Annotated in this window: 11 protein-coding genes; all 11 read right to left on the bottom strand. The window is 49.7% G+C overall.

The annotated features are described in order from the left end of the window. Positions 1 to 9 precede the first annotated feature (9 nt). Complete coding sequence (locus HYD27_RS23805; RefSeq protein ID WP_219219263.1) at positions 10 to 885, bottom strand: carbohydrate ABC transporter permease; 876 nt, start codon at positions 883 to 885, stop codon at positions 10 to 12. Between the two features lie 77 nt (positions 886 to 962). Continuing rightward, positions 963 to 2,342, bottom strand: a complete 1,380-nt coding sequence (locus HYD27_RS23800; RefSeq protein WP_228745280.1) for an ABC transporter substrate-binding protein — start codon at positions 2,340 to 2,342, stop codon at positions 963 to 965. A 95-nt stretch (positions 2,343 to 2,437) separates the two neighbouring features. After that, on the bottom strand, positions 2,438 to 3,631 hold the full coding sequence (locus tag HYD27_RS23795) for a response regulator (protein WP_219219262.1): 1,194 nt from the start codon (positions 3,629 to 3,631) through the stop codon (positions 2,438 to 2,440). A gap of 8 nt (positions 3,632 to 3,639) precedes the next feature. After that, entirely contained in the window at positions 3,640 to 5,424 is a 1,785-nt protein-coding gene (locus HYD27_RS23790; RefSeq protein WP_219219260.1) for a cache domain-containing sensor histidine kinase, read from the bottom strand. A 160-nt stretch (positions 5,425 to 5,584) separates the two neighbouring features. Next, positions 5,585 to 7,327, bottom strand: a complete 1,743-nt coding sequence (locus HYD27_RS23785) for a DUF5605 domain-containing protein (RefSeq protein WP_219219258.1) — start codon at positions 7,325 to 7,327, stop codon at positions 5,585 to 5,587. Between the two features lie 58 nt (positions 7,328 to 7,385). Beyond that, positions 7,386 to 8,324: a ribose ABC transporter substrate-binding protein RbsB gene (gene rbsB, locus HYD27_RS23780; RefSeq protein ID WP_219219256.1), complete on the bottom strand. Its 939-nt coding sequence runs from the start codon at positions 8,322 to 8,324 to the stop codon at positions 7,386 to 7,388. Between the two features lie 10 nt (positions 8,325 to 8,334). Next, a complete protein-coding gene (locus tag HYD27_RS23775) occupies positions 8,335 to 9,309 on the bottom strand; it encodes an ABC transporter permease subunit (protein WP_219219255.1) in 975 nt (324 codons plus the stop codon). 1 nt (position 9,310) lies between these two features. After that, on the bottom strand, positions 9,311 to 10,792 hold the full coding sequence (locus HYD27_RS23770; protein WP_219219253.1) for a sugar ABC transporter ATP-binding protein: 1,482 nt from the start codon (positions 10,790 to 10,792) through the stop codon (positions 9,311 to 9,313). Between the two features lie 102 nt (positions 10,793 to 10,894). Then, positions 10,895 to 12,430: a glycerol kinase GlpK gene (gene glpK / locus HYD27_RS23765; RefSeq protein WP_219219250.1), complete on the bottom strand. Its 1,536-nt coding sequence runs from the start codon at positions 12,428 to 12,430 to the stop codon at positions 10,895 to 10,897. Between the two features lie 12 nt (positions 12,431 to 12,442). Continuing rightward, positions 12,443 to 13,378, bottom strand: a complete 936-nt coding sequence (locus HYD27_RS23760) for a transketolase family protein (RefSeq protein ID WP_219219249.1) — start codon at positions 13,376 to 13,378, stop codon at positions 12,443 to 12,445. Further along, on the bottom strand, positions 13,375 to 14,226 hold the full coding sequence (locus HYD27_RS23755; protein ID WP_219219247.1) for a transketolase: 852 nt from the start codon (positions 14,224 to 14,226) through the stop codon (positions 13,375 to 13,377). The genes HYD27_RS23760 and HYD27_RS23755 overlap by 4 nt, the downstream gene beginning before the upstream one ends. Between the last annotated feature and the right edge of the window lie 19 nt (positions 14,227 to 14,245).

Genomic DNA, 14,245 nt, shown 5'->3' with positions numbered 1-14,245 from the left:
TCCAGAAAATTAGAGATGAGATTTTTTATTCGTATAGTAAACGTATGGGATAATAATGATCATGGTTATCAAAACAAGCACCCAGGAGATCGCCGAACCGGCGCCGATATTATTGAATTTGAAGGTTTGGTAGTACATCCACGAAGACAACACTTGTGTGCTTTGCGCCGGCCCCCCTGCTGTCATTCCGTAAATAATGTCATACACTTTCATGGCATTAACCAAGGTCGTTGCAAAAACGATCACGAAGGTTTCGCTGAGCAGCGGTATGGTGATATATCGAAAGGATTGGCGGGGCTTTGCGCCGTCAATAATAGCCGCTTCGTAACAATCCCGCGGAATACTTTGGAGTCCGGCAAGAAATAAGACCATGGGCAGCCCGACACCCTGCCAGACGGCTGCTACAAAAACTGCAGCCAATGCTGTTTTAGGGTCTGCCAGCCAAGGATGCGCCAGTTGACTGAGACCTATTTGCTCCAAAATAACATTAAAAAATCCTTTGGTCGGATGATAAAGCCAAGTCCACATCAACGCCACGATGATGCCCGACAAGACATAAGGGAAATAAAAGATACTTCGAAACACCGATCTGCCTTTTAACCTCCGGTTAAGCAATAAAGCAAGCATTAGGCCGATGCCAATAATCACAATTAAGGAACCCGCCATCCACAAAATATTGTTTCGAAGTGCTACCCTAAACACCGCATCTTCTGTCAGCAAATAGGTGTAATTTTTTAGTCCAACAAATTTCTTGTCCGCAGCGATACCATTCCAGCTGTAAAAGCTGAGACGCAGTGTATATAGAGATGGTGCTACTATGACTATAAGGTAAGCCAGCAGCGCCGGGAGCACAAATGTCCACGGCTTCCAGTATTTAATTTTCATACAAAGCCCCCCTGTCTATCCGAACTAGAGAAGAGCGGCCATGAAGGCCGCTCTTCTCTAGCCGGATTGCTCTTGTTTTAATTTCCGCTCTTGTAGGTTTCAACCGCTTTCTGAATTTCCTGTGCAGCCTGCGCAGGAGTCCATTCCCCGAGAACAACAGCATCTTGAGCCTCAAACAGCTTTTGCACAACAGCTTGCGGCAACGCTTGATCCGAGATCAGAAAGCTGCCGTCACCGAGCATCTCGGCCATTTCAGAGGTATGTGGAGACTGTTTCGAGGAAGTGAATTCTTTCAGGGCAGGGGAACCATATTCGTCAATGTATTGGTTGACAATATCAGGACTGGTGATATATTCCCCGAGCTTCACCGCTGCTTCCTGTTCTTTCGCATCCGCACTGCCGTTAATTTGGAACATTTCAGTGAAGCTGGACATCCGCACTTTTGGCTGATCATTCGGGAATTTAAAGACTCCAAAAGTTTCGGGAGCACTGCCCGCAGCGGAAAAATTCAAATCGATCCATGAACCCGTCAATGCATAAGCGCGCTCCTGCTGATATAAAGGTGTCACTGCTTCCAGGGGATCAAGTGTAATAAATCCCTTTTCAAAATAGTCCTTGTCAGCCCATTCCTTCAGCTTCTCGAATGATTTCTCAACGGCAGGATCTGCCCAAGAGGCTTCCAGCGCATTTAGCCTGTCGTGAAGCTCGGGGCCGGCGAAATGCTCTATTAGCTGTTCAGTCCAACGCATAACGTCCCAGCCGCCTTTTCCGCCAACTGCAAACGGGGTAATGCCACTTTCCTTAACCTTCTCCATCTGTTGCTCGAACTCGGCAAATGAAGTCGGAGGGTTCAAATTCAATTTTGCATAAAGCTCTTTGGGATAGAAAATACCAAGCGACGCCACATGGAACGGAACACCGGAGATTTTATCATCATATTTCACCATATCCAGAGCAGCGGAATTATAAATATCTGCCCAATTGTGACTTGCTGCCGTTGCTGTCAGGTCCAGGGTCAATCCGTTTTCAGGGTAGAAGGAGCCCAGAGATCCCCCCCAGGTAAACCACATCGTTGGCAATGTCTTGGAGGAAGCGGCCACTTTAAGGGATTCTTTTAGAGGATCGGTTCCATAAAAAGTAGCCTCGACATGTATTGCCGGATTGTCCTGTTGAAAGGATTCGATAATCGGTGTCAGATATGCCGCTTGGTCATTCAGTATCCAGAGCGAGATGGTGGTTTCTCCGGTGTCCGCAGCTGATGCCGCCTTACCGTCGCCTTCTTCAGAGCCACATGCGGATAGCACAAAAACCAGAACCATTGTAACCGCTAGCAATAATGTAAGACGTTTGTTTCGCATACGTTCATTCCCCCTGTTTATTTTTGAGCAATAATCGCTGTTTGTTTTGCTTGAGTTAAGTTTACCGCGCTCCAGCTTTAGGGAAAACGAGACTGTCATGATATTTCCTACACTATCATGCTGCTTTGTAGAGGGCGAATTCCAGATATCCATACGACTATATTATTTAGCGTTATTTCGTATGTTTTTATGCTCTAGCGGTTGCGGTATTCCAGCGGAGTCATACCCACACGTTCCTTAAAAAGCTTGCCGAAATAATGCGGATTGGTATAACTGAGCATTTCTGAAATCTCATACACCTTTTTGTTGGTTTCCCGCAGCAGCTTCTGGGAGTAACTGATTTTGTTGCGAATAACGTAATCACTGAAGCTTTCGCCGACTTCTTTAAGAAAAATCCGGCTCAGATAACCAGAACTGATCGGAATAGACTCCGCTGCTTTAAGCAATGAGACCTCCTCCAACAGATGCTGGTCCACAAATTCTTTGGCCATCCGAACGTACAAGCTGTCGCTCTGTTGATTAACAGGGAATTTAAGCTCAGCCTCCAGATAAGCCTGAGGAACATCCTGTAGCTTTGTGTAAACGGAACTGCTGGAAAAAATCAGTGAAACATTAAGCAGTTCAAAAATTTTGTTGCGGAGTCTATCCAAATAGTGTTCCCTGTCAGTCGCATCATCTTCTCTATCTTTGGAAGAGGCAGGTGCTAACCAAATAATCTCACGATGGTTGCGATGGAACACCACTCCCCCCCAATCCTTGGCCACATACTCATCAACTAAGTAGCGGATAGATATGAATTTCATATGTCCTGCCTCTCCGTTGTCCAAAATCTGGTCGACCGCATCATCGCGCATGCGAAAAGCGGAAAGCCATAATCCTTTGGCAAAATCATCCTTCAGCAATTCTTTCTCTATCCGCTCATATGGATATGTGTATACATCAAGCAATGAGACCAGCCATTCATTCCGTTCTTTCTCGGTCCAGTGAATGTTCGGTTTGACTGCACTTTTCTCCAGAAGTACAACCGTCTTGCGCAATGTAGTCAAAACCTCTTCTTCGTCCATAGTAGGCTTGTGCAAATAATCAACAACCCCCAGACGAATCGCTTCTTTTACATAATGAAAATTGTCATAGCTGCTTAAAAAAATAATTTGTATATCCGGATATTCTCTCTTGCGAATGTGCCGAACCAACTCAAGTCCGTCCATTCCGGGCATACGAATGTCGATCATGATGATATGAATTTCTTCCATCTCCAGTATTTGCAGCGCTTCCTCTCCGTTGGACGCTTCAGCCTTCCAGCATACTCCGCAGTTCTCCCAATCCACCATATAACGCAGGCCCATTCTTACAATGGATTCGTCTTCCACCACCAGCAGATTCCACATGCTTATTTTCAGCTCCTTTCATCATGCATCTCTTTATAAGGTAAGGTTATTGTTATGGCCGTCCCCTGTTCCAGGCGTTTAGCTGTTAGGCCGTAGTCCTCTCCAAAACGGAGACGGACTCTGTCATTCACGTTGTTGAGTCCAATGCTGGAAGTTCCCGTAAGCCTCCGGTCATCGAGCAACCGCGAAATTTGATCTTCAGATATTCCAATTCCATCGTCACAAACTTCAATTTGCAAGTCCGAATTCTCTCTGACCAGGCAGGCCTTAACTTGAATCCTCAACGTGCGGCTCAAGCCTTTGGAGCCATGAAAGATAGCGTTCTCCAGCACCGGCTGCAGCAGCATAGGGGGGATTTCTGAAGGCAGGAGTTCCTCCGGAACATCCCATGCGATCAGAAAGGTGTTGGTGTAACGAAGATCCATTAGCTGCCCGTAATTCTTGAGCAGCGCAATTTCCTGAGACAAGGGCATGGGATCATCATCCAGCTTCAGGTACGATTGCAGGAGACGATTGAGTGAATGAATCAGCTTTGCTATCTGTTGAGATTGCTGCATAATCGCAATCATCCGGATAGAATTCAGAGTATTGTAGAGAAAATGTGGCTGAATCCTTAAGTGAAGCGCATACAATTCTGCCTTGCGCTTCTGATGTTCTTTCTCTGCAATGGACTGAACCAAGCGCTCGAGGCGTTTAACCATTCTTGAATAGCTTAGATGGAGCTGTCCAATTTCATCTTGACGGCCTGTCAGTTCCAGCACCTCAAATTTCCCCTGCTCCACATTCCTCATAGAGCGAATCAGCCGCAATATCGGGCGGGACAGGTTCCTGGCCAGCAGCCAGGAGACAACAGCTGCCGCAACCATTAGTGTTACGGCAATAATTAATGTGTATCGACGGATCATCCAGCTATCGCGCAAAAGATCATTTTGATTTTTGCCCAAATAAATGCTCCACCCGAGGTATTTGCTTTCTTTAACAACACCCCTATAGGTAATCTTGCCCTCTTTACCTTCACCACCGGTTATCCAAATCCCCATCCGCTCATGCATTGATTTCTCCTTAAGCAACTGGCCTGCAACCTGTTGACTGGATGTGTATATCAGTTGGCCATCCTTGTCTATGACGGTGACCACAGTATCTCCCAGCTGCGAAGACCGGATAATTTCATCAATAAAATCGGGAGAAATATGCAAAGCAATGATTGCAATCGGCCGCATCCGATCATCAAGCAGCATTCTTGCACCTGTTACGGCAGCAAACGACTCTCCTTCAAACTGTCTGATCTCATGCACTCCAGAAACGACAAAACCGCCCTTTCTTAATTGGGCTTCCTTGTACCAGGCTTCACCGGAAGCATTGTAAGCTCTGTTAATGGAAGAAGAGTCGTCCGTCCGGTATCCGCTGATGCTTCCGTTCTCCCCATAGAGAACCATTCCCTTTATAGATGTATTAATGGAGGGGTACGCACTCATGAGGCGGATCAGCTGCTTCTGTGCATTCAGTTCGGCCGAACTCCACTGTTCCTCGGGAACATAGGGCTGGCTAAGAATTTTAAAGGCTTCAGGCATGTAGTATGGCAGGATGCTGAAACGATCAAAATCGCTGATTTGTTTCTCAATAGAAGTGTTTAATTGGCCGGCAATGACTTGCAAATCCTGTTCTGTCTGAGATTTAAGAGTGTCAGCGGATTTTTTGTAAGCAATGGTTCCCAGCAGCTGCACCGGCAGACAGCTGATAAGCAGAAAGGTTATAAAGAGCTTTTGATTAAAAGTGACTTTTCTCCGCCGCATGATATTGCTCCTTTCAGACTGCTTATTGATAATTCAGCTTATCACAGGCAGCTTCTTTCATGAACTGATCAATCTTGGATATAGTAAAAAGGCAGCTGTCCTAAATTGACGACAGCCGCCTTTTTAAACCTATGTCACGTTCCGCAGAATATCTTATTTTCTATTTTGTCATACGTACCGCCATATATGGTTTTGCAGGAAGATCAATCCTGAAGCTGCCTTCATACCTTTCATCCAGTTCTTGAATAGTCATATTCCACGTATCGAGCAATTCGACTTTGTAGGAGATCCCCGGCTTCAAGTTAAAGATGCGGAATTTCGGCTGGTTGAATCCAAAATAAAATAAATAATATTCCTCTTCTACTCCGGCACAAGGAAGGTCCCACTCGGAATTGAGCGGATTAAGCCCCTCAGCAGGTCCTGCTTCCATAATGCTGCGCAAAAAAGCAATTCTTGCCGGACTGCTTCCGTGCAGGTTTCCTCCTTTGGCCCACCACAAAATCTCTTCCGGGTTTAGGTAAGTCTCACCATGGCCGACGTAACCTCCCCTTATCGCGCCTTCCCAAAACCGCCGAACCATCTCTTCTCCGGTAATATTGCCCCACCCTTGATCGATGTCGCCTTCGTAAGCGCATTCATCAATAACAACCGGTTTCTGCCACTGTTCCCGCCATTGATTGGTTGCTTCCGATGTCTTATAAACATCTATCCGTTGGATGCTGCAATGCGTAATCCATGGTTTGTTGAAATCGTAAAAAGACACGCCGTTGTGAATGGAAATTAAATGGTGATAAGGATCATTCTCTGTGACAATTCCGGCAAACCGTTCCCAATCGTCCGGATTTTTGGCCCACATGAAATCATATTCATTGGCAAGCGACCACCATACGTGACGATATGCTGCCAGTCTCGCAACGATGTACCGTAAATAACGATCATCTTCCGATTGGCTCATCTCCGCAAATCCCCATCTGTCATAAGAGTGAAAAAGAATCAGATCGACTTCTATGCCCAGTTCTCCGAGATCGAGTATCCGCTGTTCCAGATGTCTAAAGAACTCAGGATTAAATCGTGCATAATCCCAGCCCTGCTCCAGCGAGCCTTCGAATGGATAATATGGAGGCTCATTGGTGTTGTACAGATACGACTTGGGGAACACACACATTCTAAGCTTATTGAAGGGAGAAGCTGATAATGATTGAAGTGTCTGCTCTTCAAGCTCGTTCCCTTGATGTATCCAGGCATAGCTTGTCGTTCCCACAGGAATATAAGGTGTTCCATCCTCGTATGCAAAATGAAACGTATTCTTTACCCTCACCGGACCATGGTTATTTGGGGGCGGGGGTGTACATTCCACTTGACCTTCTATCCCGTTCAGCGAATGGCTGGAGCTATGGGTTTGAAATGTCCAGATTCCAACTTCAGGAGGCATGAAACGAATACGATATACTCCATCTCCATCATAAAAACCAAGAGGGGTGATCCTGCGGTCACCCTGTACAAATTCGGCGCTTAATGCCACATCTACGTACGGATTTCCGCTGCTGATTGTTTGCAGTTCAATTTCAAACACGCCCCACTTTTCAACAACCGCTGGCGCAGTCAGAACTACACTTCCATACTCCACACAATCACTTACAGGCTTTAAGGGTGTAACCTTCTCTGCCTGAGCTGCCTCTTGTTGAGGAATCATTGAAAGCTCAGCCAAGATACTCTGCAGCTTGCCCTCAGGCCAGGCAAGTGAACGCTGGTTGAACAACACATAACCGGGCAGTGTCATCAGCTTCGATAAGAATAGAAGATGCGGAGCCTCTGCTAATCTTGGAATATTTTTCAGTAAAATACTTCGAGCCTCAGCATTAGCCCATAGCTCGCCAATTTTACTGTTCTCATTAAAAGCCATAAATTTTGCCTCCTATTGTCTGTATTTCTCTTGCCGCTGTTCAAAAAATCGAGCAATTCTACTCTGCATTGTCCTTCGTAACAAGCTTGATTTCCACAGGAATATAGCTTTCCACTGTTTTGCCTTGCAGCACTTCAGCAGCCGTCTGCACCGCCTTCTGGCCAATCAGATCAAACTGCTGGGCAATCGTCGCCGACAATTTACCGGCCTTAATAGCTGTGAACGCATCCTCGCTTCCGTCGAAGCCGATAACTAAGATATCCTTGCCTGAGCTGGCCACTGCTTCTATGGCGCCAAGCGCCATTTCGTCATTCTGCGCGAAGACGGCCTGAATATCCGGGTTGCCCTGCAGCACATTTTCCATTACGTTAAGCCCCTTGGTGCGGTCAAAATCTGCAGCCTGCTTAACTGCCACCTTCAGCTTATTATCGGCAATGGAGTGAAAGCCGGCGCCGCGGTCACGCGCTGCGGACGTGCCGGGAATGCCCTCCAGTTCGGCGACCACCGCACCTTCACCCAGAGTGTCCACAATATACTGCGCCGCCATTGCGCCGCCGGCCACATTGTCTGAGGCAATCAGTGAAGCTGCCGTTCCTTTGTCTGCAGAACGGTCAATCGTAATAACGGGAATACCGATAGAGTTGGCAGTCTGGACAGCTGCAGAAATCGCCGAAGAATCCGCCGGATTAATCAGCAGTGCATCTACCCCCTTCTGCATCAGATCCTCCACGTCATTATTCTGCTTCGCCGAGTCATTCTGGGCATCAACCACGATGACTTCAAATCCTTGCCGCCCAGCTTCCTCCACGACCATATCCTTCAAATATACAAAAAAAGGGTTGTTGAGCGTGGACATGGACAGACCGAGTTTGACATCCTGCAGATTCTGCCTGGTGTTCGCTTTGGCCCATGCCGGCGGGTCCATCGAACAGCCAGCCAGCAGTACGAGAGAAAGTCCGAGCAGGAACAGACGGATTGTTCTTGTATATTGTTTCATGCTTAACCCCCTAAGCCACTTTTTTACGGTCCATCAGCACCGCAATGATAATGACAATCCCTTTGACAACCATTTGGTAGAAGGAAGATACACCGAGCAGATTGAGGCCGTTATTCAACGTACCGATAATCAGCGCGCCGATCAGGGTGCCGATAATCCGCCCCCGCCCGCCGGAGAGACTCGTACCTCCAAGCACAACTGCGGCAATCGCATCCAGCTCATAAGAGGTTCCTGCGGTCGGCTGGGCAGAATCAAGCCGGGATGTCAGTATGGCTCCGGATAGTGCGGCCAGCAGGCCTGCCAGGGAGTATACCATGATTTTGATCCGGTCTACCTTGATCCCCGATACAATCGAGGCCTTTTCATTTCCGCCGATGGCATAGGTTTTACGGCCAAAGGCGGTTTTGTGCAAAATGACCCACAACAGGCCGAACGTAATAGCCATGGTCACAGCCGGAATGGGAATGCCGAGTAAGTATCCTCTGCCGAACAGCTGGAACAGCCTGCTGTCGCCAAGTCCGGTGATCGGATTTCCACCGGTAAAGACCATCGTTAAACCGCGGAATACCGTCATCGTGGCCAAGGTAGCAATAAACGGAGCCATTTTGCCTCTAGTAATCATCAGTCCATTGACTGCACCAAGCACCGCCCCAAGCAGACAGCCGCAAAGGATGGCAAGCAGCGGATTTACTCCAGATGTCAGCAGACTGCCAAGAATCGCACTGGACAGCGCAAGTGTCGAGCCTACGGACAAATCAATTCCGCCCGTAAGGATGACGAAGGTCATGCCAAAGGCAATCAAGGCGTTAATGGCGACCTGACGCAGCAGATTCAGAATGTTAAGCGGTTCCAAAAATGACGTATTCAAAACGGATACGACTACAATAAGGATAATCAGCCCTAGAAATGGCCCTAACTTCTGACCGATGGCATTTATGCTTTTCCGGCTGATCAGCGGTCTGGCCTCACCCGTGGATACTTGCATCTTACAGCCCCCCTGTAGCGAATGTCATTATTTTTTCTTGAGTTGCTTCCTCTGCGCTAAGCTCCCCGGCTATGCTCCCTTCGTGGACCACTACCACCCGGTCGCTCATTCCCAGAACCTCGGGAAGCTCGGAGGATACCATAATAACCGCCACTCCACGATCCGTCAGCTCATTCATCAATTGATAAATCTCCCGTTTGGCGCCAACGTCGACTCCGCGGGTCGGTTCATCCAGAATCAGCAATTTGGGTCCGATGCCCATCCACTTGGCGATTACAACCTTCTGCTGATTGCCTCCGGACAAATTCCGCACCGGAGTAGCGGAAGATTCCGTCTTGATCGACAGGCGCGAGATCAGTTGACCGGCAAAAGATTGCTCGCTTGCTTCATCCATAAGCCCCCGCTTGCTGAAGCTGAACAGGCTGGGCAGCACCATATTGTCCTTCACGGAAAAATCGAGCACAAGCCCTTCATCCTTGCGGTCTTCCGTAATAAAGCCTATGCCGAGTTTTACCGCCTCGAAAGGGTTCCTGATCGTTACCCGCTTGCCGCCCAGGCGTATCTCCCCGGAATCCAGAGGGTCAAGTCCAAACAGACTCCGCATCATTTCTGTCCGTCCTGAACCCATTAGTCCGGAGATGCCGAGGATTTCACCCGAATGTACGGAGAAGCTGACATCCTTGAACACCCCTTTTCTGGAAGCGCATACAACCTCGAACGCTATACCGCCCGATTTGGAGCTTCGCTGAGGGAAGCGGTCCGTCAACTCACGTCCGACCATCTTACGTACAACTTCATCAAAATGAGTCTCCGGAATCAGCCTCGTATCCACAGTGCTGCCGTCCCGCATAATCGTAATCCGGTCGCAGATTTCAAATATTTCTTCCATCCGGTGCGAAATATACACAATTGAGACACCCTGCTGCTTCAGTGAAGTTATCAAACTGAACAAATTGCGGATTTCCCGTTCGGTCAACGCTGCTGTCGGTTCGTCCATAATAATAACCTTGGCCTGTGTCATCATTGCCTTAGTGATTTCAATCATCTGCTGCTGTCCGACAGAACAGCTTCCGACCGTCTGGTCGAGAGGAATCGAGAATGCTAGCCGGGACATCTGTTCCTCTGCCAGCCCACGCATTTTTTTAGCGTGAAGCAGGCCGAATCTGGAGGTATGCTCCCTGCCTATGAACAAATTATCCAGCACCGTCATCTCCGGCCAGACATTCAGCTCCTGATGGATAAAAGCGATGCCATCCCGCTCCGCTTCCTTAGGACTTCCATAGTGTACCTCCCGTCCATCCACCGTAATGCTGCCTTCGTCTTTACTGTGTATACCGGTCAGAATGTTCATCAGCGTGGATTTACCGGCGCCGTTCTCGCCCATCAACGCATGAACCTCGCCTCCGCGAAGCTCGAAGTTCACTCCGGACAAGACCCGGTTGCTGCCGAATGACTTATGAATGTTCTTCATCTCAATTTGCAATCACATTCACCTCTGATTGTACAGAATGTCTGGAGGAGCAGCGGTAACTCCGCTGCCTCCAGTTTCTCCCGGGCACGGCCGGGTAAATGATGGGATGAAGCCTCATGGTGTAAGCTGAGGATTTAACGCTGGGGATGAATCAGCCGGTTGTAGGATGGAATGAACCGCCCTCTGCCAGCCGGTATAATTGTGGTCTCTGATATCGTTATCCATTTGCGGCTCGTAGGATTCGTACATCTTAAATTTGGCGGCGAGTTCTGCAGGATCGGACCAGAAGCCGGTGCCGAGCCCTCCAAGATAGACCGAGCCCATAGCCGACAGCTCGGCACAGGTTGAGCGGACAACGGGACTGCCGAGAATGTCTGCCTGAAAATGCATCAGCCAGCCGTTGGCGGAACCGCCGCCGTCGGTGCGGAGGCCCCGCAGTGTAATTCCCGACTGTCGCTGCATAAACTCCACTGCATCGCGCACCTGATAAGCGATGCTCTCCAGCGCAGCCCGGATCACATGCCCTTTGCGGGTACCCCGGTTCATACCCAGTATGGCAGCTCTAGCATACGGGTCCCAGTATGGTGCGCCTAATCCGACAAACGCAGGCACCAGATACACTCCCTCATTGCTCTCAGTATCCGCCACCAGCTCCTGCATTTCCTCAAAAGTAGAGAACAGGCCCAGATTGTCCCGAGCCCATTTAATACTGTCACCTGTGGTACGAATGACTGCTTCAAGCGCATAGGTCACGGTTCCTCCGGCGCCCCAGGCAATGGCGGTGACCAGTCCATCGCCACCATCAACCGGATGTTCCCCGACATTCATCATCACTGAAGTGCCCGTACCGTATGTTGCTTTGGCCATGCCGGGCTCAAAGCATAGATGGCCGTAGAGCGCGCCCTGTGAATCACCGATCACGCCTGAGATCGGCAGACTCTCGCTGAACAGCCCGCCAGCCTCTGTATAACCGAAAACCTCGTCAGAGGCCTTAACCTCTGGCAACAGTGAGAGCGGAACTCCGAATAATCTGCTAAGCTCTTCATCCCATTCCAGCGACCGGATGTTAAAGAGAGAGGTGCGGCTGGCGTTGCTGTAATCGGTGACATGGTTTAACCCGCCGCTCAGCTTCCAGATGAGCCAGCTGTCGATGGTTCCCGCCAGCAGCCTGCCTTCTGTGAGCAGCTCATCTGCTCCAGCGGCATGATCCAGAATCCATCTGAACTTCGCTGCCGAGAAATAGGGATCGATCATTAAGCCTGTTTTGGCACGGACCATACCCTCGTACCCGGCTGCCTTCAGTCGTTTACAGGATTCCGCTGTCCGCTGGCACTGCCAGACCACAGCATCATATAGAGGCAAGCCGGTGGTCCGGTCCCAGACCAGCGCTGTTTCCCGCTGGTTCGTCAGGGTTAGCACGGCAATCTCCGACGAAGTGATGTCAGCCTGTTTAAGCACAAGCCGTGCCGTGAGCGTCACATTCTCGTAGATCTCCAGCGGGTCATGTTCAACCCAGCCGGGCTGCGGATAATACTGCTTATGCTCCCTGGAGGCGCGCGAGATCACAACGCCCTCATGGTCGACAAGCAATGCCTTGGTACCAGAGGTGCTCTGGTCGATAACCAGAATGTATTTCTTCGTCTGCTCCATCACATCCGCCCTCTACTTCTCGATCATTTCAAGCGCAACCTGCTTGAGATTATCGCTTGTTATACCATAGTGCCGGAAGACCTGTGTGGTTGTGCCGGCAATCGCTGGTTCATCGGGGATGCCGATCACTTTCATCGGAACCGGATGGTTCTGCACTACCACTTCTGCAACTGCTGCTCCAAGTCCGCCATAGATACTGTGCTCTTCGACGGTAATAATTCTTCCTGTCTCTCTCGCGGCGGCAATAATCGCTTCTTCATCCAGCGGTTTAATCGTATGCATATTTACCACCCGGCAGGACACATCCTCTGCAGCCAGCAACTCTGCCGCGTCCATGGCGATCCGCACGGTTTCTCCCGCAGCGATAATGGTTATATCCGTTCCGGGGATCATCGTCACAGCTTTGCCGATTTCAAACACATAATCTGCGGATTCATAGACATCCTCTACCGCATTGCGGCCAATACGCACATATACTCCGCCTTCATGCTTCACCAGTGCTTCCGTCATTTTCTTCGTTTCATGGCGATCGGCGGGCAGCACAACCGCCAGCCCGGGAATGGCACGGGCTACAGCGATATCCTGCACCGAATGGTGTGACATGCCAAGCGCACCATAGCTGACACCGCCGCTGATGCCGATCAACTTCACATTCGTTCTGGAATAAGCGACGTCGACCTTGATTTGTTCGATGCTGCGCATGCTGAGGAAGCAGGCTGGCGAAGTGACGAACGGCTTCTTACCGCTATGGGCAAGCCCGGCAGACATGCCGACGATGTTCTGCTCGGCGATTCCCACCTCAACGAATTGGTCCGGATAGGCGTTCGCAAAGGGAGCCATTGCGGCAGAGCCGCGCGAGTCACTGGCCAGCACCATAATATCCCGGTCATCCTTGGCTTGCTCAAGAAGTGTGTCGCAAATTACCTGACGGTTCGGAATCTTGTTCATGACTGGGACACCTGTCCTTCCTGCTGCAATTCTTCGATTACGGATCTGAGTTCGGCATGGGCAGCAGCAAGCTGCTCGTCGCTTGGTACATGGTGATGCCAGGCCGGTACATTTTCCGCAAACGAAACACCTTTGCCTTTAATGGTATTGGCCATCACAAGAGTTGGCTTGCCTGCAGCCCCGGGTGCGGCATGGAATACCTGTACCAGTTCCTCCATGCTGTTGCCGTTAACAGGAACGACATTCCAGCCGAATGAGGCCCACTTGTCTTCCAGCGGCTCAAGTCCCATCACTTCTTCCGTTGATCCGCTGATCTGCAGCCGGTTGCGGTCAATGATGCCGATCAAATTATCCAGCTTGTAGTGCGCACCGGCCATTGCGGCCTCCCAGTTAGAGCCTTCCGCCTGTTCGCCGTCGCCCATTAGGCAGAAGACTCTGTAAGGAAGTCCGTCACGTTTGGCTGCCAGTGCCATTCCCACGGAGATCGGGAGACCATGGCCCAGCGCTCCGGTGTTCATCTCAATGCCGGGCACCTTATTATTGGGATGGCCGATCAGTCTGGTGCCAAACTGGCTGTAGGTTTCCAGTTCTTCTTTCGGGAAAAAGCCCTTGTCCGCAAGAATGCACCATAGCGATTCCACCGAATGCCCTTTGCTTGCGATGAAGCGGTCACGGTTCTCCCATTTCGGACGGGCAGGATCAATATTCATAATCTCATAATAAAGTGCGGTGAGAATATCCGTATTGCTCAGAGAGCCGCCTGTGTGACCTGTTTTGGCCCGATGAATAATGCTCAGCAAATCCATGCGGATTTGTGCGGCCTTGATCTTCAATTGCCGGGTTTCCATAATATCCTCCTTGTATAGA

Source organism: Paenibacillus sp. S150 (genome assembly GCF_019352175.1).
In the GTDB taxonomy this organism is placed as follows: domain Bacteria; phylum Bacillota; class Bacilli; order Paenibacillales; family Paenibacillaceae; genus Paenibacillus_AQ.
The sequence above is the reverse complement of the archived record's forward strand: the minus strand, read 5'-3'. Positions and strand labels throughout refer to the sequence as shown.

Bases quoted from the DNA above. Each gene is read 5' to 3' on its own strand.
- HYD27_RS23760 (WP_219219249.1), bottom strand. From the start codon at position 13,378: ATGAACAAGATTCCGAACCGTCAGGTAATTTGCGACACACTTCTTGAG.
- HYD27_RS23795 (WP_219219262.1), bottom strand. From the start codon at position 3,631: ATGTGGAATCTGCTGGTGGTGGAAGACGAATCCATTGTAAGAATGGGC.
- HYD27_RS23755 (WP_219219247.1), bottom strand. From the start codon at position 14,226: ATGGAAACCCGGCAATTGAAGATCAAGGCCGCACAAATCCGCATGGAT.
- HYD27_RS23800 (WP_228745280.1), bottom strand. From the start codon at position 2,342: ATGACAGTCTCGTTTTCCCTAAAGCTGGAGCGCGGTAAACTTAACTCA.
- glpK (WP_219219250.1), bottom strand. From the start codon at position 12,430: ATGGAGCAGACGAAGAAATACATTCTGGTTATCGACCAGAGCACCTCT.
- HYD27_RS23790 (WP_219219260.1), bottom strand. From the start codon at position 5,424: ATGCGGCGGAGAAAAGTCACTTTTAATCAAAAGCTCTTTATAACCTTT.
- HYD27_RS23805 (WP_219219263.1), bottom strand. From the start codon at position 885: ATGAAAATTAAATACTGGAAGCCGTGGACATTTGTGCTCCCGGCGCTG.
- rbsB (WP_219219256.1), bottom strand. From the start codon at position 8,324: ATGAAACAATATACAAGAACAATCCGTCTGTTCCTGCTCGGACTTTCT.
- HYD27_RS23785 (WP_219219258.1), bottom strand. From the start codon at position 7,327: ATGGCTTTTAATGAGAACAGTAAAATTGGCGAGCTATGGGCTAATGCT.
- HYD27_RS23775 (WP_219219255.1), bottom strand. From the start codon at position 9,309: ATGCAAGTATCCACGGGTGAGGCCAGACCGCTGATCAGCCGGAAAAGC.